The organism is bacterium (assembly GCA_026416715.1).
Lineage (GTDB): Bacteria > UBP4 > UBA4092 > JAOAEQ01 > JAOAEQ01 > JAOAEQ01.
On record JAOAEQ010000003.1, the window covers coordinates 1 to 21606 of the forward strand.

General features: G+C 40.9%; 16 protein-coding genes. 4 read left to right on the top strand and 12 right to left on the bottom strand.

What is annotated here, in order from left to right; all coding sequences use genetic code 11:
• Together N3A72_01670 and N3A72_01675 are read left to right on the top strand one after the other, a co-directional pair.
• Positions 1-441, top strand: a 441-nt coding sequence (locus N3A72_01670) for a hypothetical protein (GenBank protein MCX7918319.1), incomplete at its 5' end; no start/stop codon positions are given.
• On the top strand, positions 441-1562 hold the full coding sequence (locus N3A72_01675; GenBank protein ID MCX7918320.1) for a putative CRISPR-associated protein: 1122 nt from the start codon (positions 441-443) through the stop codon (positions 1560-1562). The genes N3A72_01670 and N3A72_01675, both read left to right, overlap by 1 nt.
• A 27-nt stretch (positions 1563-1589) precedes the next feature.
• On the opposite strand, the gene N3A72_01680 is transcribed toward N3A72_01675, so the two are convergent.
• Entirely contained in the window at positions 1590-2471 is an 882-nt protein-coding gene (locus N3A72_01680) for a ParB N-terminal domain-containing protein (GenBank protein MCX7918321.1), read from the bottom strand.
• 418 nt (positions 2472-2889) lie between these two features.
• On the opposite strand from N3A72_01680, the gene N3A72_01685 reads away from it, so the two are divergent.
• Together N3A72_01685 and N3A72_01690 are read left to right on the top strand one after the other, a co-directional pair.
• Positions 2890-3471 (top strand): hypothetical protein, encoded by a 582-nt coding sequence (locus N3A72_01685; GenBank protein MCX7918322.1) that lies wholly within the window; start codon positions 2890-2892, stop codon positions 3469-3471.
• A gap of 28 nt (positions 3472-3499) precedes the next feature.
• Positions 3500-4678, top strand: coding sequence for a serine hydrolase (locus N3A72_01690; GenBank protein MCX7918323.1), 1179 nt, complete (start codon positions 3500-3502; stop codon positions 4676-4678).
• A 187-nt stretch (positions 4679-4865) separates the two neighbouring features.
• On the opposite strand, the gene N3A72_01695 is transcribed toward N3A72_01690, so the two are convergent.
• The 11 genes from N3A72_01695 to N3A72_01745 form a co-directional block, all read right to left on the bottom strand.
• The gene (locus N3A72_01695; GenBank protein ID MCX7918324.1) at positions 4866-6170 is read right to left on the bottom strand and encodes a lactate racemase domain-containing protein; all 1305 of its coding nucleotides are present in this window, start codon (positions 6168-6170) and stop codon (positions 4866-4868) included.
• A gap of 270 nt (positions 6171-6440) precedes the next feature.
• Positions 6441-7679, bottom strand: a complete 1239-nt coding sequence (locus N3A72_01700) for an ROK family transcriptional regulator (protein MCX7918325.1) — start codon at positions 7677-7679, stop codon at positions 6441-6443.
• A 16-nt stretch (positions 7680-7695) separates the two neighbouring features.
• Complete coding sequence (locus N3A72_01705; GenBank protein MCX7918326.1) at positions 7696-8889, bottom strand: M20 family metallopeptidase; 1194 nt, start codon at positions 8887-8889, stop codon at positions 7696-7698.
• A 41-nt stretch (positions 8890-8930) separates the two neighbouring features.
• Positions 8931-10721: a BPL-N domain-containing protein gene (locus tag N3A72_01710; GenBank protein ID MCX7918327.1), complete on the bottom strand. Its 1791-nt coding sequence runs from the start codon at positions 10719-10721 to the stop codon at positions 8931-8933.
• Between the two features lie 256 nt (positions 10722-10977).
• The gene (locus N3A72_01715) at positions 10978-11829 is read right to left on the bottom strand and encodes a carbohydrate ABC transporter permease (protein MCX7918328.1); all 852 of its coding nucleotides are present in this window, start codon (positions 11827-11829) and stop codon (positions 10978-10980) included.
• Between the two features lie 62 nt (positions 11830-11891).
• Positions 11892-14165, bottom strand: coding sequence for an extracellular solute-binding protein (locus N3A72_01720; GenBank protein ID MCX7918329.1), 2274 nt, complete (start codon positions 14163-14165; stop codon positions 11892-11894).
• A 40-nt stretch (positions 14166-14205) separates the two neighbouring features.
• Positions 14206-15696, bottom strand: a complete 1491-nt coding sequence (locus tag N3A72_01725; protein ID MCX7918330.1) for a hypothetical protein — start codon at positions 15694-15696, stop codon at positions 14206-14208.
• A gap of 77 nt (positions 15697-15773) precedes the next feature.
• Positions 15774-17321: a hypothetical protein gene (locus tag N3A72_01730; GenBank protein ID MCX7918331.1), complete on the bottom strand. Its 1548-nt coding sequence runs from the start codon at positions 17319-17321 to the stop codon at positions 15774-15776.
• A gap of 71 nt (positions 17322-17392) precedes the next feature.
• Positions 17393-18679 (bottom strand): hypothetical protein, encoded by a 1287-nt coding sequence (locus N3A72_01735; GenBank protein ID MCX7918332.1) that lies wholly within the window; start codon positions 18677-18679, stop codon positions 17393-17395.
• Positions 18680-18684: 5 nt separating this feature from the next.
• A complete protein-coding gene (locus tag N3A72_01740; GenBank protein ID MCX7918333.1) occupies positions 18685-19485 on the bottom strand; it encodes a BPL-N domain-containing protein in 801 nt (266 codons plus the stop codon).
• 130 nt (positions 19486-19615) lie between these two features.
• Positions 19616-21490, bottom strand: a complete 1875-nt coding sequence (locus N3A72_01745; protein MCX7918334.1) for a hypothetical protein — start codon at positions 21488-21490, stop codon at positions 19616-19618.
• Positions 21491-21606 lie beyond the last annotated feature (116 nt).

Genomic DNA, 21606 nt, shown 5'->3' on the forward strand with positions numbered 1-21606 from the left:
GTATCAGATAGTAATAGCCATAATCCGCAAACTTCGTTAGCCATATTATTAGCGAAAGTCGTTGGCGGAAAAGGAAAAAGTCAGTTGCCAATCTTATACGAAGTGGTAAAATCAAATACTACTTTTACTTTAGCAGCAACTGTGCAACACGCAAAGGTTTCTCTCGAGAATATCCTTAAAATTACTAATACGTTCTATCGCCGGGTTCTAGAAGAAGACCGGAAAGAGTGGAAAAACGAACCAGTAACTTCTCCAATACCAAAAGGTACCCTGCTTCGATTGGGACAAGGCGCAACCGCATATAGCACCTCATTCTTAATTCTTGCAAAAGATATTGGTTTAGACTCCGAATATCAGCGGGTGACAAGAGTTCATCCGCCAAAAACTCGAAAACGGCTTGAAGGCGGGCATCCTTCATTCGGCTGGGTGGAGATAAGCTGATGAACCGAATCTTAATTTCGACGGTCGGTACCTCGCTCTGGGGACATTGGCGAGCTAAACTTGAAGAACAGAAACTGAAAGAGTTCTCGGAGCAGAGTCGGATTTGGCTGGTCAACCACCTGCGTCAGCTTGACGAAAACGATAAACTTCTCGGTGCAGAAATCACTTCGTTAAATTCGCTCCTTCGCCAGAACAAGATTAATCGGGATACTAAACTTTATTTTTGCGTTTCTGATACCCCGGAAGGAAAATTTATCGGCGAAGTTCTCGGTTCATTTTATGCGAACCAGTTTCATACCGTCAATACCAAAACTATCAAGGATTTACAGCATACTGACGAAAAGAAGTTCTTACGTGGGTTGAAACATCTGGTAGACTATATTGCTGAATTGAAAAAGAAATTTCCGGACGTCTCAATTGCAATCAATGCGACTGGCGGATATAAAGCGCAGATATCGTTCGCCGGGTTGATTGGTCAAGCGTTTGGGATTCCGGTCTATTATCAGTTTGAAAAGTTCGATTCGATTGTTGAACTGCCGCCGATGCCGATTTCGTTTAGTTTCGATTTATGGCTAGACCATTATGAACTCTTTGAATCTGCAGAAGCTAAATTTAGTGACGAATTTTTGAAAGTAACTGACTCGGAGTATCAGCGAATTCCGGAATCAATGAAAGTTCTGTTTCTGGAGGAAGATGGGAATGTTTTCTTAAGTGCACTCGGCACACTCTATCATCAACTTTTTCTCCAGCAATTTCCAAATGTGCGAAAACAATTATTACCGCCAGATTCGGGACTTGCTCCAGAACAGAAAAAAATTAGTTATGAGAATAAAAACTCTGGCAAACATCACGGGCTGAAAGAATATCTTGAAAAATTGCTACAAAAACCCTATATTACTCGAATTAATACCTACTACTATAATCCGGATTTGCCTAAGAAAAACCAGTTTCGAAAATCTACAAAACATCCGGATGCGATTGAAGGTATCTATTCCGATGGTACAGCGACAACAGAATTTTGTGTCTATACCACTGCAAAAAATGCTAGCCAAATTGAAGCTGCTGTAGTAGATCTAAACATGGATCTAGATTTAGCCATCGATTTTCGCTCGTCCCATTGAATTACAGTCCCTTTCCTTTTGCACAAATTAAGTGTATTGCTCGCGAAGATTCTGTTCCTGCATTTGGAGTAGGGTAGCTAAGAGTTTCTGATAATAATCAACCACTTCTTCTAGTCGCTGGATGAATAAAAACAAATATTCCGGTTCGAATCGGTCGAATTCGAGCGTTCGTTCTTTCATCTGATGAACCGTCTGGTAGGAATGCTGAACGAGCATGAACAGGTTCATCAGGTTCGGCGCAGATTGATATTGTTTCTGGAGCGGAGCAATATCCGCTTTATTCGGAAGCGGAATAGATTTGAGCGGAGTTGAAGTTTTATCGAGGAGTTTCCGTGTTCGGTTTCGTTTCGCTTGTTCTTCGAGTGCAGCGCAATATCCGAGTTTCCGGTTACTAACCTGTTCTTTCAGGTCAGGGTCGAGGTTCCGCAGTTGGAGTAATGCAAATATCGAACTTGCACTCAGGTTGAGGAGTTTCGCAGTTTCGGTATAGAAATTCGGGGGAGCAAACTCCGGAGTCTGGAGTTTGCTCCGGTCATTCGGTTGTCCCATTCGGTTTCCGCCGCGATGGATCGGACCATACCGCTGTTCGAACCGATGTTTTCGTTCGAGAATCACCTCGCTGATTTCCAGCGGAGTTAGTTCTTTTCGTTTCATATTTTCCGCGAGCTGGATATCCAGTTGGGTGAGCGTTTGGTCGGAATGGATGATTGTGACTGGGACTTCGTGCCAACCGAGCCGTTCTGCAGCTTTCAGGCGACGATACCCTGCGAGTAATTCGTTATTTTGATTCACGACTAGCGGATGTACCATTCCGTGCTGTTGGATATCCTCTGCTAAGGTTTCAATATCGCCGAGTTCTTTACGAACGTGCGAAGTATATTTGATAGCGGTAATAGGTAAGAAGACCATAGTTTACCCTCCGAATCATTAGTCATTTTACGGAAGTAGTTTACTGCACCATGAGCTACCCCTGATGTCTCTCATTTCTTCCTGGAGTTAGACAAGTTGGTACGGATAGAGATACCGTTCGAAATTTATACGGAAATTTTAGTTCATGCTTAAGAACCGTTTAAATCTACCCCTAATAGATTCTCTATTAAAGTTGGGTCGAAGTAGTTAGATTAAAGTAAGAAACGACTAGGTTTTTACCTGGTGAATGATATTGACATCCGTTCTTTATATATGATATAAAATTCAGTAGTATTGGAACGACGAACACGATAATATCGCGTTCATAGGTACCCTTTTGTGATAATAATATAAGTTGTAGAAGATTAGAAAGTATTGCTGGTATTGCTGGGTTGGTTCCCTATAGAGGTGAGTGAGCATGGGCATTGGATTTTTAGTATCAATGACGATCCGTGAGGAAGATGAGAAACTCATCACAGAATTTTCAAAAGATTGTAAGATTGAACAACCTCTTTCGCGGACAAAACGAAACGTTGAATATATGCTTTGGGAAAAGAAATACCTCCCAAGATTTATGAGTCCGGTGAGAATAACCTTTCTAACGAAGGAAAATAAGGAAATTGAAATCGATAAAAAATTTATGAAGAGTAAATCACCCGAGTTAGTAAAATTCATCGAGTTCCTTAAGAAGATTCCTAGACTAAAACATTTGTCCATCAATTTTGGAGAATGTTTATCAATGACGATCCATGAGGAAGATGAGAAGTTCATCGCGGTGTTTTCAGAAGGCATTAAGGTTGAAAGATCTCTTTCGCGCATGAAACGAAACGTTATAGGTATACTTTGGGAGAAGCAATACTTTCCAAGATTTATGCAACCAACGCCACTAATCTTCCTAACGAAGGAAGGTAAGAAAATCCTGATCGATAAAGAATTCCTAAAAAGTAATTCGCCAGAGTTAATCAAATTTCTCGAGTTCCTTAAAAGGGTTTTATTATAAGAAGAAAATTTGAAAAGGATACATTACCATGCATCAGTTAAAGAGAATTGTTATCTCAATCGTTGTGGGTATAGCAACTGTTAATTGCCAAAATATCTTTGCGCGTCCGCTACCGAAAACTTCTCCGGAAAAAGTTGGTATCTCGCTTTCTGTTTTGACTACGGTTGATACTGCAATTGAAACAAGTATCGCGAACAACGAAGTGCGGGGTGCGGTTCTGTTAGTCGCTCGGAAAGGAAAACTAGTCTATAAAAAAGCGTATGGGAACCGGATGGTGAAACCGCGGATTGAAAAAATGACGGTGGATACGATATTCGATATGGCATCGTTAACCAAACCGACAGCAACTGCAAGCGGGATAATGTTGTTAGTGCAAGATGGTAAACTGAATATTAATGATAAAGTATCAACATACATTCCGGAATTTGCGCAGAATGGAAAGGAAAATGTAACCATATTACATTTGTTAACGCATACCTCCGGGCTTAAACCGGGTGGCGCATATTTTAATAAACAGCTTGGCTATGATGGGATTATCCGAGATATCGCTTCAATGAGTACAAGCTATTCTCCGGGAACGAAATATGTATATTCCGATTTAGGATACATTATTCTAGGGGAAATTATCCGTCGTGTTTCCGGTAAACCAGAACATATCTTTGTTGCGGAACGGATTTTTAACCCGTTGAACATGAAAGATACTGGGTATCTACCGCCGAAATATAAATGGTCACGATGTGCGCCGACTGAATTTCGATTCGGGAAATTATTACGTGGTCAAGTTCATGACCCAACCGCTTGGGAAATGGGCGGAGTTGCCGGTCATGCAGGGTTATTTTCAACAGTGGATGATATGGTAATATTCTGCCAGATGCTATTGAATGGTGGAGAATATCATGGGGTACGGATTTTTACTCCGGAATCAGTTCGGCTGATGACTACCAATCAATCACCGACTCCAACTCGTGCGTGGGGACTCGGTTGGGGTATCATCGCGCGTGATACCGGACAAGAACCAATGCTCAGTTTTCCCAAACAGGGTTTCGGGCATATCGGGTGGACTGGAACTGCGGTTCGTGCTGATTTAAATACGCAAACTTTTATCGTGTTATTATGCAATCGTATCCATCCTGATGGGAAAGGTAATATCAATCCTTTATTACGTCAAGTATGTAATATTGTAGGTGCAGCGATTATTGAAGAATAGACTCGTATACTAGATTTGTTTTAATTGAAAATTTTGCGTAAATGTTCTGCTTTTTTAGTATTCAATTCTAGGTTCGTTACTTATTAACCTTCGGGCTAACGTGGGGTAGGTAGAATAATAAAGTAAGTAGGCATTTTTAGAACTGGAGAACTCAATTTTTTTTACGAACAGTCGCCGGTAGGGTAAGTTATTTCGCTCTAAGTACAGTTTTATTTGCGCCATCGACAACGATGATTTTTGCGTTCGGGTCATCCGCTAGCCATCGGTCGATAACCGCTTGCGGGTCAGTTATCTTTTTCATATGAATTTTCGTAACCGTTTCTTCCGCCAGCTCGGTATAAACCAAAATATTAACCTTGTTCAATAGCTGGGCGAATTTATATGCTTTATGGGAATAGAGCTTATATCCGCTGGCGATATTTTCCATCACTTCATCCGGCTCTTCCGATTGAGCTAATAACTCATAGAAATGGTGGTATGCGTTCTGATTCGGAGCAATACCTAAATCGCAGGGGACTAACCATAAAATTTCACCACCAGGGATAATCGCTTGTTTCGTTAATTCAAGGCCGCGCTGTGCGTCATAAAGCTGGTCGCCTTCGGGTTTCGGACCAGGGGTTACCACGAGATATTTGACCGGTTCAACTGCAAACGACATCGTCTGGTCAATAAACGTAAACGCAGCGGAACTGACTTCTTGCGGATTACCAGCTTTCGCCCAGACGATTCGGTTATTCGCAGTAACAATCGTTAAATTGAATACTGGTTGCTCTGGGGAAATGATCCTATTCACGATTTCTAGCATATCTTCTGCGAGCGGTTGGATTCTCCGGTTCGGGTCAGGATGCCAGGGATGCCGACCGAACGTAGATAATTCATCAAGGGCTAACCGATGGTTTTTTTCGATAGTTTCGAATGCGCAAGCACCGGGTATGAAATGTTTGAGATAATTGCTATATCCAGCGAAATAATGATATTTACAATCGGCAATAACCAGATATACTTCCGCATTTAGTATCGCTTGGTTAACGAGAATCGGAGTTCCTCGAGAAGTTGTTCCGAGATTGACGAACGCTTCTCGATCAAAGCAATCGTTTAACCTGATTGTATACGAAGCTAACCCTACTTGTTTGCTATTCTCGTCTATCCATCGAGCAATCTGGCGCGTTTTATCCATTTTAATATCATGGGAACCGGTGGTGATAAAAAATGTAACTTCTTTAGCAGATTTAAGAAAGGGAACGATAACTTCAATCAGTTCCTGATGCGGTTCCGACCGGGTACCGTCAGCGATAAGCAAGCAGATTCGTTTACCGTTTACGAGAGAAGATACCGATAGTTTCGTTGCTCGAATAGCTTGTGTAATCGCTTGTTTCGTATCCGGTTCGGTTTTAACGGATAATGGAGAATAATATCCAGCGACATTCTGTTCTGGAATATGGATAGTAATACTACTACTCCCATACGCTAATTTAAATTCTTGTATAGCCATAATCGCTCATTAGGTCAAAATAATATAGAATTTTGTTCGCATATCCATTTTATTTTAGATGATTCTGAACACGACACGATGATTGTTCAGGTAAGTTTCGCGTATTGAAAAGGCAATACTGTAGACTAAAGTATCGGTGAAACTCCTGATAGGAACAGAAATCAAACCTGCTACAGATTAATCCTCTATCCATAGCCCCAGCGAATTTTAGCATATCCACAATATCACCGAGAACTTCACCTCAGCGATATTCCCGTATTCTACGGTATCTTATTTAATGTGTGGGGAACCTGCTAACTCAGGAATCGTAAAAATATTTTTTAAAATGAGCGTCGTCGCACCGAGAAGCGCAGCATCGTCGCCAAGTTCTGACACTCTAATTTTAACCGCTTGCGCAGAGACGCTTAGACTCCGTTCTTGCAACGTGCGCAGTAACGGTTCTAAAATGAACTCGCCAGCTTTCGTTAAAGCGCCGCCGATAATGAGTAATGCTGGATTTAGGATATTCACCAGATTCGCAGCCCCGATTCCAAGATGCGTTCCCGCTTCTTGTAATATCCGCCGACAGAGTTTATCCCCACGTGTTGCTGCAATGTAGACTTTTTCAGAAGTAATACTCTCTAAATTTTTATTAACTAAATCATTTAGAATCGAATCAACCCCTTTTTCCAACGCAGCAATCGCATGTTCACGAATCGCTTTTGCAGAAGCAATCGCTTCTAAACACCCGAAATTACCGCATCGACACGGTGGACCAGTTTCGTCAATCACCGTATGGCCTATTTCTCCTGCAGACTGACTTGCCCCAAAATAGAGAACCCCATGACTGATAATTCCCGCACCAATACCCATTCCGATATGGTAATAAATCAAATCATCAATATCTCGACCACAACCGAACACGCGTTCCCCTAACGCGGCAGAACGCGCTTTTTCCTCAATAGCAGTCGGAATATTAAACTCGGATTCGATTAATTGTTTTAATGGAATATTCCGCCATCCGGGAATATTCGCACTAAAAATAACTATCCCCTGGACACTATCTACCAAACCTGCTACAGCTATCCCAACGCCTAACAGTTTATCTTTATCCGGAACAGCATTAATCAGTTGGCGAATGATATCTTTAACCTGTTGCACTACCGCCATCCCGGAATTTTCTGGCGGCATATCCTGTTGCTGATGCGCGATGATTTGTGACCGTAAGTTTGTTAACGCTCCGCGAATATTCGTCGCTCGTATATCAATACCAATGATATAACCTTGTGTAGGATTAATGGTCAATAGTATCGGTTTTCTACCACCGGTAGATTCAGCACTTCCAACTTCAATAACAATCCCGTTCTCGATAAGTTCTTTTACAATTTCAGTAACCGTGGTTAACCGAATATTCGTTATGTTATTGATATCCGTTCGGGATAACGGTCCATGCGTCCGGATTAAATTTAATATTTCCATGCGATGCTGATTCAAAATCCGCTTCTTCTCATCAACGCTAGTTTTTACCATAATTAACCACCTGCTTTCATCTATTCCTAAAAAATTCTTGCTTTATTATAACAATAGTATTCGGTTCTAACAAGAGGTCAACCGAAGTCATCGCTAACGCTTTAGCTGCAGCTAATAAACCGTTCCATCCTCGGTTTGAACAAGCTGCGGTAGCGAACTCAGGCGAATGTAAACTTACTGGCGGGTCAGTAATAGCGATTTTCGGATGGATTGTCGGAACCAGTTGGCTGACATTACCGATATCACTGCTACCTAGTCCGTTCGTCGGATAACTCGGCTGTACTTCAATACCTAACAAGTTTAAGTTCTGACTGAATAAACGCGCTAACGCCTGATTCGATTGCATCGCCGCATATGATACCGGGGATAGTTTATAGACCAATTTTGCTCCTGTAGCCGTACTCGCAGCGCGAAAACAATTCAGTACTTTTTCCACCAGTTCTTTAAGATATCCATTCGTTAGACTACGAACGATAAACACGCCGCTCGCATAATCAGGAACAACATTTGCGGCTTTTCCGCCGGCAGTAATAATGCCATGAATGCGTGAACTGGAAACGATATGCTGTCGTAACGCATTGATATTATTAAAACTTAATAGAAGTGCATCGAGCGCATTAATACCTTGTTCCGGAGCAACTGCAGCGTGTGACGCTTTACCAAAAAATTCTACGGTAATGGATTGGTTTGCTAAACTATAATAATCAACAATCGTTTTATTATCCGGATGAAACATCATCGCTACATCAAGGGAATCGAATATCCCTTTTTGTAACAGTAGAATTTTACCGCCCCCTTTTTCTTCTGCCGGTGTTCCAATTACCTGAATCTGTCCTGGTAGCCCGAGCGAGTGAAAAACATTTTTTAACGCGACCGCTGCTCCAACGGAAGCAACCGCAATTAAATTATGCCCACAACCATGCCCGATTTCCGGTAGTGCATCGTATTCCGCAAGTAGCCCAATTACCGGAGTTGAACGCAACCCCTGATATACCGCACGAAATGCGGTTGGTAACTCTGCAAGATTGAGTTCAATTCTAAACCCCTGCTCGGTTAAATAGTTGGTTAATATTTCTACAGCATAAAACTCTTCAAAAGCCAGTTCCGGTTTCGCATGGATTTGCTGACTTAAACCAATCAATCTATCCTTAAGCCGGTCAACTTCCTGAATAATTGCTTGTTTCATCTCTTGAATAGTATTGGGCATCATAGTTCTTACCCTTGAATATGGTTAGGATTATACACTCGCAATCATCGTTCATTACCTAATATCCGGTGGAGTTCTAGATAAAGTTGAACGATAGTCCATAATGCTCCTTTTGACGTAGAAGCATGTATCACCTTCACGGGAGTACCAGTTTTCTGGTCTCGGATGAGTTTACTTTCAGTCATATCATGTTCATTATTCCAATATTTCCAACTCTCACCGCCAATAAATTCTGCACTTATTATATATTCTTTAATATTCAATTTCCACCATGCACGTTTTAGGTCAGACGATATAACCGTATTCGTATCCAGCTGGTTCCCGGTTGATGTAGATTGGTTTTTTTGCGCTACCATAACTACGTTATGAAATTCCTGTTCAAACTCGGTCATACCCGCATAAATCTTGCGCCACGACGCTAATACCGGCGGTAACTCTCGCTGCATTTTCTGCAATTGAACATACATTTCTGTACCCTGTGGGAGAACGCATTGAGTCTTCCTATTCCTATCCGTTGTATCAGCTGTTGTCATTCGAACAATCGCAATTAATAGTTCCTGCAGTTTCTGGATATACTCTTTTGCGCTCGGCATTCTCCATACGAAATAACATTTATGCCACATTAAATTCCCTTGTTCTGGTTGAGTATCAATCCTCTCACAGATACGGTCAACTTTTCGAATCAGGTCAGCGATTTGGTTAACTGTAACTAAATTTCGTTCAGCTAATTCCGCTAGTTTCGCTGAGCTGACAGTAGGTTTACCTGATTTCTTGGTATAAGTTGATATACGGTTAGATGAAACATACTTCCAAGCGAAATAGGGTTGTATCGCTCGAGTAGAAGGTGTACTCTGTGTTGCGGTTAAATAGAAGATAATATTTCCATACAACCGTGGCATTCCTTCAACATTCTCAATACCGGTAGAAGATTCAGGATGCGGTCCGATTAACACCACTTTACCTTTTTGATACTCACTAGCAATCATACACCCCTGCTGACATAATTCCGGTTTTTTCCATTGCGCCGGAACTGTTTCGATTTTAGCGAGAACACGAGAATCAAGTTGAAACGTTGGCCCACACCAGTATTTAAGCTTGAACCGAGAACGAGGATAGCCCCAGAATATTGGTAAATCGGAATTAGTCGGTGCTATTTCTACTTCACCAACCGCAGCACTATCAGCTAGAGTATTCGTTACCAAATTCAATCCCAACTCCGTATCTGCGGCGAGATACGCTCCAGCACAAACCCCTAAATAACCATTTCCACGTTTTACAAAATTACGAATTGCTGTTAATCCTTTCGGATAGATTACATACGCTTGCACGGTGGATAATCCGCCGGGAATTAAAACCAGATTATATCGGTTACGTGTTAGCATCCCATTGCGGATATCCATACCATTAATCATATCGCAGTCAACCCCTAACTGTTCGCAGATTCGAACGAAACTTGCCGGGCCATCAAACGTTCGGTCACCGCAATATATCGCTACCTTAGGTAACCGTAAAGTATATACCTTTACGGTTCGTGGGAATTCTGTATATATCGGATTTAGCTTAAATTGCTGGCAGATATTAGAAAATAATTCTGTAAATGCAGGGGAACTAGATTCCGGAACAATAAAACTGCCAGGTAACACTTCAGTCCCCTGAACCTGAACCGATTCAGCCAGCCAGAATACCGTATATCGGTTTCGTAATAATCGACTCACCGCTTTAAAACTATCCAGTTGCCTTTGGTATTCCGTTGAAGAATCGCTTATCGATGAGAGAGGAACAATGTATCCTTTATGATGGCAACCCTGCTCCCGAGCTCCTAGAGTAATTCCCATAGCAGAATGAGTGAGATACCATACAATAATTGCAAATTTCGTTAGAGGAGATAATCGTTTCGTATATCACCTCAGAGTAATTAAAGGATGCTAGGGTAAACCCTCAGATTAGGTATGTTTCATGAGGTTGAACACAAACTCGGTGCGATTCACTTTCCGAAACTGATACACAAAACCTCATGCACAACCTAGAATGAAAAAATCGATTTATTTTAACCTAAAGTATTTTGACATTCGGAATTTCTCGAAAGGGAAATTATCCTTTAATTCCGGTCATGACAATTCCTTTAACAAAATAACGTTGTGCAGCAATAAAAAGAATAATTACCGGCAATAATACTACCAACGTAGCTGCCATTAGATAATGGTACTCTGTCTGATACAACCCTTGGAAAACTTGGAGTCCGAGCGCTAATGTTTTTTTATCTGCACTCCGCAGATAAATCAGCGGACCCCAGAAATCGTTCCAGTTCCAAATGAATGAAAATAGAACGACCGTCGTTAACACCGGTTTTGATAATGGCATAATTATCTGGGTATAAATGCGGAACGAGCTACACCCATCAATCCGTGCCGCTTCATCTAAGTCGATAGGGATACTGCGGAAAAATTGACGTAGTAAAAAGATAAAAAAAGCGCTTCCGCCGAAATATGCCGGAACGGTTAAGGGATAAAACGTATCTACCCAACCAAGTTTCGTAAATAAAATAAAACGCGGGATTTCAGTTACCATAGCTGGTAACATCATCGTACTCAATAGAACGAAAAATAATAATTCTCGACCTGGGAACCGTAACCGTGCAAAACCGAAAGCAACTAACGAACAGGAAATGAGTTGACCAGTTAACGCGAATGCAGTAATGATAAGCGTATTTTTAAGCAAAACCGGAAAATTCATCATTGTTAACGCTTGACGATAATTATCGAGTCGAATGGGATTCGGAATCCATACCATGGGTAACCGATTAAGTTGGGTATATTCCATCAACGAAGTTCGAATCATCCACAAAAAGGGTAGTAGATAAAGAATACCACCGATGCAAAGTATGGTTATTACGATTATCTTTCCGATACGTTGTTTTGTTTTTTTACTTTCTATGAAAGACATAACGTTTAAGTGTAATCCAAATTCTCCTCCTTCTGTGTTTTATTAAACGTTAACGATAATGATTACGTTTGTTCATAATGTACCCAATGCTGGGCTACTTTAAAGTTTAGTATCGTTAAGCCGAGTATGATGAGAAAGAGAATCCAAGCCATAGCGCAAGCATTTCCCATCGCTAAATATCGGAATGCGTTCTGATATAAATAGAGAATATACACGAGCGTACTATTCGCTGGTCCACCAGGTTCAATCACGCCAGCTGTTCCGGTCATAACATACACGGAGGTGAATACTTGGAAAGAATTAATAATTCCAATGATTAAGTTAAAAAAGATCGTCGGGCTTAACATCGGAATTGTTACATATCGGAATTTATGCCAAAAATTCGCACCGTCAATTTCTGCTGATTCATACAGATGTTCTGGTATCCCCTGGAGTCCCGCCAGATAGATAATCATCGGACCACCAACGAAACTCCATATTGCCATAATAATGATTGCCGGTAATGCCCAAGTCGGTGAGGTTAACCAGCCTAACGCTGGGATCCCGAACCAACTTAATACATAGTTTATTAAACCAACATCCGGATTATATAACCATCGCCATAATAGACTGATTGCAACTCCGGAAGTCACCGCTGGTAAATAGTAAATAACCCGAAATATATAAATCCCGCGAATTTTATTGTTAAGTAACATGGCTAAGAAAAGCGAGAAAACCAATCCAAGTGGAACCGTAAAACTGACGTAGTACACGGTATTAAACAAGGATTTTTTGAACAACGGGTCTGTAAACAACGTTTTATAGTTTTTCAATCCTACCCAATGGGGACTACTTAAAATATCATATTCCGTAAAACTTAATAGGAACGAAGCGATAATCGGTCCGACAATGAAAATCAGAAATCCTAATAACCACGGGGCGATAAATAAATACCCTTCCATCCAATGGTATTTTCGTGCGGCGATAATTAACACTACTAAAAGAATGACCGCAACCGCAATTCCGTAAGGGAAATAATTCGACCATTTGTTACTCCCGGTTTGGAAAGCGCCGTAATCCGGAACCGGTCGTTTCGCGAATTCCGATAGAAAGATATTGGTTTTTTCCTGCAGTTCCGCTAATCCAGTATCGATAGGCATAGCGTTCATTCTAATTTTTTCAAAAATCGGGTTCCAAACTCGAGTTAATAATTCTGTTTTCCATGGTGTATCAGGAATATCAACAATCGAATATGATAATGAATCGATGAACAGTTTGATTGAACGCGGTGGCGGACATAAAAAATAATTGGTATCCGTTGCCACTTCGATATTCGCAGGAACACAATTCTTTTGAACCCCTAACAATTTTTGTCCTTCTGCGCTCGAATAGAACTTAATAAACTCCCAGGTTTCTTTCGGATGTTTACTACCGCGCGTGATACAATGTCCACCTACGGCTAAAACTGAAATACGTCGGGCACCTTTCGGCATCGGCGCAACATCCCACTCGTCAGGATTCATCGTTTCCGTTAATTTAACCAGTTGCCAGGTTCGACCGATAAACATTCCGAGCCGACCATTTTCAAATAACTGCATATCTGAAGTATCAGACAGTTGGGCAACAGTCGGCGCTTCTTTCCCATACATACTCATACCCCAAGCTAATGCTTTTCGTGCTTCCGGTGAATTAATCGTACATTTCGTTAAATCCGCATTAAAGAATGTCCCGCCAAATGAAGCAATCAGAATTCGCGAATCCGGAATCAAAGTACCGAATTGGTCAATTTTACCATCGCCATTCGTATCTTTAGTTAATTTCGTTGCTGCGGCTTTATAATCGTCCCACGTCCAAGTTTCATCCGGATAAGGTATACCCGCTTGGTCAAAAAGTTTCCGATTATAGAAAATAACGTTGGTCGAAAAATGGATTGGGTACGCATATAACTTTCCATTGAAAGTTAATACATCTCGTACCTGCGGATAGAAAATCGACATATCAATCTGGTCTTGTTCAATAAACGGGGTTAAATCTAACACCGCATTTTTTGCAACTAATTGCGCTAAAAATGTTCCGACAAGATACATCACATCCGGCGGTGTACCGCTTGCCATTTCAACGAGGAAGATTCGCGAAGCTTCCGCATTCGGTTCTAATTGCACGCGAATGTTCGGATGGAGTTTTTCGAATTCAGCGATAATCCGTTTAATTCCAACAATTTGTTGATGAGCCGTTTCGTAGGTTAAATAGCGGATGGTAACCGGTTTGTTTCCTGAAGAATCCTGGCAAAAACTTTGCGTGGTTATAATAGAAAGAGCGAATAGTAAACAATATGATAGTTTGATAATTTTTCTCATAGTAATTTATAGTAATATAAAAATTTTAATTGGATAATGTTTATTTACGTATATAATTTTTTTCTGGTTCGATAATCGCTTCAAACTCAATCAATTCAACCGGAACACACTGGATTACTACCGAAGTTGCGCTCGCTGGACCTGGTGCAGAATCGCGAACGATAATGGTACAAGTTCCAGTATTACAGACATAAAATCGAGCACTACTCTCTCCCCAAAATACCGCAACTGACCCGATACTCCAGTTGCTTGTTGTCCAGCGTGTATACGGTTGCCATCCACCACTAGCTTGAAACACGGTACTCGCACCAATCGGTTGTAACGTTATTGTGCCAGTAGGACTAATGGTTAATGGAGTCGGATTTCCAACAGTATCCCAAGCAGTCCATTGGTATGATTGAATCGGCCAACGAAATGCCGCTACTCCTTGCGTACCGGAATCAATTGCGTATCTAGTTTCAGCAGCTATCTCCGCTGCTGGCATATATCCGCCGGTATCATACGTAAATTGTAACCCAGCATAAATCGAACAGGTTCTGACAGCAGTATTCCGTGCATATTTGATAACTCTACCTACCCACGCGGCGGTCTGTTCATAATTTCCGGTGTATGCCATCAGTGCAAGAATTCGTGCTCCAGCAGTCGAGAGTTTATAATAACTTTGTCCATAAGAATACTCGTTATTACTAGTTTCTGGCATAACAGCTATTGATACTGGGATTGCGGGGTTATATCGTCGAACAGTAGTCACGATTTCTAGACAGAATTTAACTAATGATAACCCGGTATCGTAATTGTAGGCATTTCCAGGATAGCGAAAACAATCTAAATGGACTCCATTAATATCCGGATGGTCTCGAACTAATGGAATGATACACGAATCCATTAAATACTGGCGGTATCGAGGATCCATCGGGCTTATCCAAGTGCTGCTAACAGTTGTATAGATACCTAACGTTGCTGCTGATGAATCTGAAAAGCAAATTACCCACGGATGGATTCGAACGTTGGTATTTAACCCTTTAGCAATCTGTGTCATCCAAACTAATCGAGTCGTATCAAACGTTCCAGATGTTCCTTTAACAAGCAAGAAAACATCGCGTATTTGGTGTGTAGTTGACGTGGTGATGACCGTAGTAGCAGCGCTACGATTTGAAATGGAACTACCCCAAATCCAATAACTTTTTATGGGTATAGGTGAAGAGACGACCGTGAGATTATTCGTCGTGCTCGCTTGAGCTGAATTATCCGTTACAACCACATAACACGTTCCAACATCTACCGTAGCGAGAAATGAGACGGTAGCTCCAGAATATGCACTTAAAATTCCCGGTGCTCCGGAAACCGTTTTAATCGACCAGGTATATGGCGGGACGCCGCCACTAGCGATAAGCACTCTCGTATCCCCGATTACTATGGTTCCTGAACCGTTCAAGGTTACCGTCGGTGCAGCTATGCCTAGAGAACTAATTATAAGAAAACTTGATAGTATACTTAACAGATATATCCCCAAAAATATTTTTTTATACATACATACCTCACCTTTCTTTCAATACTAACCATGTTTAGGCGAATATCCTTGTAAACATTATAGTCCTAAATCTTCAGCTAAAAGTTATCCCATAGTATTCGATGGTTTTGCTTATCACGTATCAATCCATCGGTTTCATTAAATAACGGTGCAACCGTTGCCGGTGGAAGAACCGTAATGATTACACTAACGGATTGTGCCCAATACGTATCTTGTGCAGTTAGGACAACTTGACCAGGATGACAAGCGCTAACTACCACCTGCGGTCCAACCGTAGTGTTCAATGATACAATATCGGTTGTAGATACCATCCACAGTTGCGTTGGTATCCCGCCGATAAGTTTAAGGGTTGTACTTTGTCCTACAGTAAGCGTTATACTAGTTGCTGAATCAAGGGTCATTCGAGTTGGATATACTTTCAACTCATCAAACCAACCGATTTGAGCGCCTGCAACATTGGAATATTGCGAACAAGCAACATATCCCGTAGTAAAACCTGAATAGCTTCCTGTGGGGTCAGACAATTTTGTTCCATCGAACCATACTTTCATATATCCATCAAGGATACTTAATCGGAAATGATGCCAACCGGATTTTCCGGGGTCAGGGAAATCAGTCGGATAGTTCCATTCTTTTAATGTGGTTATTGTTCCTTGGGTGTTTCGCGCTTGTAAACACAACCGTTTTCGTGCTGGAGTAAAATCAGCATTTAGCCGAAGATAATGCATCGGTGATGGATGAAAATATGCGAACAGCTGATTATATCGATATGCAGAATCATTTGCATTAGAATTATATCGGCACCAGACATACGCTTCAACCGTATAATTACTATCGGTAGAACTTCCGGTATAAGCATAGCCGGTGCCATAATTTTCCTGGGTTAATTGTCCGACATACCCATCGTTTCCTGGTGGTAGACCGCCAACTGTGGTTGCAACCGCTACTACATTCCAGCTCATTTCACCTACGCCACCGAGCCCGCCAATAATCCACGGCAGCTGAAATTTATCGGAAGCTGAAACTAAATCTTGATATGGAGGATGCGGATACGGTAACTCTTCAATGAGATTATATCTTCTTGGAATATAGTCGGTAAAAGAACTTATTGGCAGAATACGATGCGTAACTCGACCAGGTGAAACACTGACGGTAGATTCATACACCATCATTTCAGTTGTTCCGTTAGTAAAATAATCAAAAAGACGGACATGTTCACGAGAACAGTTCAGGATATCGCCACGAACTAAATCAGACCAGCTAATTTGCCGCGATATACTCGGTAAAGTCCAAGTATATAATTTCCCAGTAGAAATCCCCCAACATCGAGTAACATAGCCGGAACAGTCTACGCCAGCATGACTTGGTGTATGGGTATTGATTGACCACGGCTGACTATTTCCTGCAATAACACCATTAGCAAGTTTCCAGAAACAGGTAGATAAAGTGTCCCAACCGCCCATATTATAGGGTGCGCCGGTATACCAATAACCTGCTGTGAAAGTATTCCACGCTGGATTAGCATTCGCCGATGAACAGAGCCATGTAGCCGTATAATAAGAATAAGCGATACTCATCACACTATCTCGTGATATTGGATATCCTGAAACGGAAAATATAAACATTATTATTATGAAAACCAATATTATTTTTTCATTAACCATTTGGCTATTTAACGCTATTCAAATATTAACTACTACTTTATTTTTATTGTTTCTCTCCTAACCGTCGGTTCTACTTTTAGCTCGCTAAACCAGCCGACGCGTTGTGAACTAGTAGATTTTGCATAGAGCGAACAAGCGACATATCCTGAAGATAATCCAGGATATTTCCCTTTTGGTTCAGATAATTTCTTACCGTCAATCCAGACTATAAACTTTCCATGTAAGATACTCAATCGAAACTGATGCCAGCCGGAACATTTCGGGTCAGGAAAATCTTTCGGATACTGCCAGGTTTTAATGGTTTTAACCGTACCTAATGGACCGTACGCTCGTAACCATAATCGCTGCCTATCTTTTCCTGGGGAGAAATCTGGATATAACGTTATATACTGCATGGTTAAAGGGTTAAAATAAACTAATATCTGGGGATATTGCTGGATGTTACTTGTTCTATTATGATTATATTCACACCATACGTTAACTTCTACCGTATAATTTGAATCAGTTGAACTACCAGTATAGGCATAACTCAACCCCGGATTCTGTTGGGTAAGTTGTCCGATATATTTCTTATCACTTACCATAAAACTATTTTCGGTAGTCGAACTATCGAGCATATTCCAGGTAATTACGCCAACTTTACCGACGCCACCGAGTATCCATGGTTGATAAAATGTATCGGAAGAATATACTAAATCATGATACGGCACCTGCGGTAACGGTAGTTCTTCTATCAGTTCAAATCGGCGTGGAACATATGTTTTATTCCAGCGCACCGGACGATGGACTACCCTCGCTGGTTTAACACCGACAGTAGATTCATAAACCATCATTTGTTTGGTTCCGTCAGTAAAATAATCAAAGAGACGAACATGTCCGTCATCACCAGTTCGATTTAAAATATCGCCACGGATTAATTCAGTCCATTTTATTTCTCGTGAAATACTGGGTAATGTCCACGTATACATTTTTCCGGTATCAATCCCCCAGCATCGGGTAATTAACCCGGAACAATCAACTCCAGCATGTTGCGGAGTATGCTGATTCAGTTGTTTACTATTCCCCGCAATAACTCCATTCGCTAGTTTCCATAAACAAGTTGAGAGAGTGTCCCATCCACCCATGTTATATGGTACACCGGTATACCACATTCCTGCAGTAAACGTATTCCATGCAGAATGAGCATTTGCGGTTGAACATAACCAAGTTGCAGTATAGTAAGCATAAGCTGTTGCCATAACACTATCCCGGCTAATAGCTTGTGCTGAAACGATAAGGAGTAAAAGCATAACTATTGTATGGAATATAATTAATTTCATTATTGTTAGTTATTTGCAGGTTCATCTATGGCATCAAAATCAAATAATTCAACGGGAATTTGTGTATCAATTGCTTTTCCAGCCCAAGCGGTTAGTCTCGCTACTAACTCAGGTTTCTGCGGAGATAACTCCGGATGCGGTCCGCAAAGAATAGTTCTTCCAGAACCATAGGTGTCTCCGACAATCGCAATATGTCCTGGATATCCAGTTATATTATCAGCATAGATAGCAAATACGGTTCCGCCCGGTGTATTCTCTTTCATTGCCGGACCGTTTATATAACGAAGCGTTAAGGTTCCTGAATTATTTAACGTATATTGTCCAGCAGAAGTCATACTTACCGTTAACGCCGTTGAATCCGAAGCGGTAGCGATAGCGTTTACATGTGGTGCTAGTCCCCAAGCATAATATCTCACTGAAGTAGTATTGGGTGCATAATCATAAACAGTTGAGGTACCGCCATACGCTCCAGCACAGGTTCCGTAATATCCTTTTCCGGTTGCAATCCAGTTCTTTATATCGTTAGAATTAATATTGGGATCCAACCGATACCCGCTACCAAAACCATCACCACCGGGCATAACGAGAACATCATAACCGGATAACGTTGAAGCATTAATGGTTCCATTGAAACCCCACGTAAACCATACCCCGGGAACTAGGTTATGATAATTAGCTGTGGATAAACAGGCTACAGTACCATTAACACTGTTCGCTGATGCATGTATCCCATTATGAATTAAAACGTTTACGGTTACTATTGAAAAAGCTCGACAATAATTGGGATGCATGAACTGTACAATCATACCTCCTAAAAAGCATATTAACCATAATCTCATTTTTTGCATATCGTATCTCTTTCCCTAGCGTAGATAGAACGGATTTTTGTTACAATAACAAGATAATCTGCTTAACAAAAACCTATATAATAAGCGATTATTGTACATAATTTTTAAGAAATATCATTTCTCGGATTTGCCGATTTATGCGATATACTATATCTCTCGCATATCGCAATGCCATAATCCGATTAGCTGAAGCTGGGTTAACTGGTGCTTCGAAAACGTAGTCTATCCGTTCATTCGATGGAATCGAATCAGATATATATAACTGTAAAAATTCGGATATCGTTTGCCAATGTTCTTGCCGGTCATCAGCAGAATATGCCGAACCATACTGTCCTTTCGTCCGTTCAATTTGTTTAGCAATATAATGTAACTGCGTGACCGCATTATTGATAAACACTAGTTCTTTCTTAATACTTTTTAATTGTTGTTCTGCGCATATCAAATCTTTCAACAGTATATCTGTTTTCTCGTTTGCAAGATTAACTTCTAGCTGGAGTAACGTACCCAAACTATATGATATTTCTGTACCTAGTTTTTTTGTCTGAGATAATATTTTTCCTAAATATTTATTTACTGCAACATTCGTTTGGTTTGCTTGTTGCGAGTTCAATTCAGTGATAATTTCATTAAGTTCGTTTATCTCCTGTTCTACGATACCGAGTTCCGATTTCAAACGGGCGATATTTTTTTGCGTTAACCTGCTATTAAATTTTTCTCGTGGTATCTGGGTTAAATTACTATCCGAAACTTTGCGAGGCAACCCAAACTGTATCCAAGATATGGGCGATTGTGTTATCGCATAGATAATATTTGCTTCATACATACATCCGGTATTAATATCCTCTCTCGTTACCATGATGGTTGGTCCATCCTTATATAAAGGCATTTCCCCTTCTTGAAGCCGTGCTAATGTTTCAGGATGGTCTCCAGTTGCAACCAATCGACCGTTACCATTCGTAGCAAAAACCGTACTTGCATAATTCGGATTATGTAAATATGGTGCTAACCAATCGCGTGCTTCTTCTTCAGTATTAGCTGGCGGATGCCCTTGATATCGGTTTTGAACCGTATCCCAATGATAATAATCATGCGCCCAAGGTTTAGCGGCGTAACGAGCTAAATTGGTATATACTGCCATTGGTTTCGCATTGTCATTCAATACCCGCATTCCGCCACCACCGTTGTGAAACATATAGAATTCATCATCTAGCCCGTAGAATAGAGGACTTGCAGTATCCAGCACTTTTTCAAGAATTAACCCGCGTCCTCGAAATGTTACGGTTCCAGCAATTGGAGCTAAATCAAGATAATTATTCGGAAACTCGTCATTGAAATCTCCTTGGGACAGTATGAGTCCTGCCCCGGCGCAGGTGCCAAAAATTCCGCCGCCGTTCTGAACAAAAGAGCGTATAACCTGTTTGCTTTTTTCTCCAAACGTATACCATGGAGAACCACTATTTCCTCCCAAGCCCGGTAATACTAGAGCGAGATATTCCGGATATACTAAAGTTCCATCTAATAAATCCATATCTGTGACATACTCGACAGAAAATCCGAGATTATCGAGTACATTAACATGATTATCAGCGCCACCAAGCGAATAATCGGTATCTAAAACCGCTATTTTTCCTTTAACCAGTTTATATGCCGGGATGCTAAACGCTGTTGATTCAAAACGACCGATAATACCATGGTGAGTACGTAATCGCCGAAAAACCATAGTTTGTTTATTTGTTAGATTCAAATCAATAATAAACTCTCCTTGATAAAATTGTATTCCGGAGATATTTGCGGTAGTTGCACAACGATAAACCGCATAATCGAGTTTGATTAACTCGTTGACAAAGCGGACTACTTCCTTCGGATTATTTCTGAATTCGTTTATTCCGATTATAAATCCACTATAAGTTCTATTACTTTTTTGCACATTTCCACCAACGTTATGCGATTCAGCGCAACTCATATTACTATGGTTGTCAAGAAACACTAGTGAAACTATCCATAATAGGACTATCCAGTATATCTTATTTCTCATCTCTAAACTTTATTCAACTTACGATATCAATCGCTATCGTTTTA

What these genes read in the sequence shown, in the direction of transcription:
- N3A72_01705 (MCX7918326.1), bottom strand. Translation starts at nt 8,889, where the DNA reads ATGATGCCCAATACTATTCAAGAGATGAAACAAGCAATTATTCAGGAA.
- N3A72_01725 (MCX7918330.1), bottom strand. Translation starts at nt 15,696, where the DNA reads ATGTATAAAAAAATATTTTTGGGGATATATCTGTTAAGTATACTATCA.
- N3A72_01715 (MCX7918328.1), bottom strand. Translation starts at nt 11,829, where the DNA reads ATGTCTTTCATAGAAAGTAAAAAAACAAAACAACGTATCGGAAAGATA.
- N3A72_01680 (MCX7918321.1), bottom strand. Translation starts at nt 2,471, where the DNA reads ATGGTCTTCTTACCTATTACCGCTATCAAATATACTTCGCACGTTCGT.
- N3A72_01710 (MCX7918327.1), bottom strand. Translation starts at nt 10,721, where the DNA reads ATGGGAATTACTCTAGGAGCTCGGGAGCAGGGTTGCCATCATAAAGGA.
- N3A72_01745 (MCX7918334.1), bottom strand. Translation starts at nt 21,490, where the DNA reads ATGAGTTGCGCTGAATCGCATAACGTTGGTGGAAATGTGCAAAAAAGT.
- N3A72_01735 (MCX7918332.1), bottom strand. Translation starts at nt 18,679, where the DNA reads ATGAAATTAATTATATTCCATACAATAGTTATGCTTTTACTCCTTATC.
- N3A72_01700 (MCX7918325.1), bottom strand. Translation starts at nt 7,679, where the DNA reads ATGGTAAAAACTAGCGTTGATGAGAAGAAGCGGATTTTGAATCAGCAT.
- N3A72_01675 (MCX7918320.1), top strand. Translation starts at nt 441, where the DNA reads ATGAACCGAATCTTAATTTCGACGGTCGGTACCTCGCTCTGGGGACAT.
- N3A72_01695 (MCX7918324.1), bottom strand. Translation starts at nt 6,170, where the DNA reads ATGGCTATACAAGAATTTAAATTAGCGTATGGGAGTAGTAGTATTACT.
- N3A72_01730 (MCX7918331.1), bottom strand. Translation starts at nt 17,321, where the DNA reads ATGTTTATATTTTCCGTTTCAGGATATCCAATATCACGAGATAGTGTG.
- N3A72_01685 (MCX7918322.1), top strand. Translation starts at nt 2,890, where the DNA reads ATGGGCATTGGATTTTTAGTATCAATGACGATCCGTGAGGAAGATGAG.
- N3A72_01740 (MCX7918333.1), bottom strand. Translation starts at nt 19,485, where the DNA reads ATGATTGTACAGTTCATGCATCCCAATTATTGTCGAGCTTTTTCAATA.
- N3A72_01720 (MCX7918329.1), bottom strand. Translation starts at nt 14,165, where the DNA reads ATGAGAAAAATTATCAAACTATCATATTGTTTACTATTCGCTCTTTCT.
- N3A72_01690 (MCX7918323.1), top strand. Translation starts at nt 3,500, where the DNA reads ATGCATCAGTTAAAGAGAATTGTTATCTCAATCGTTGTGGGTATAGCA.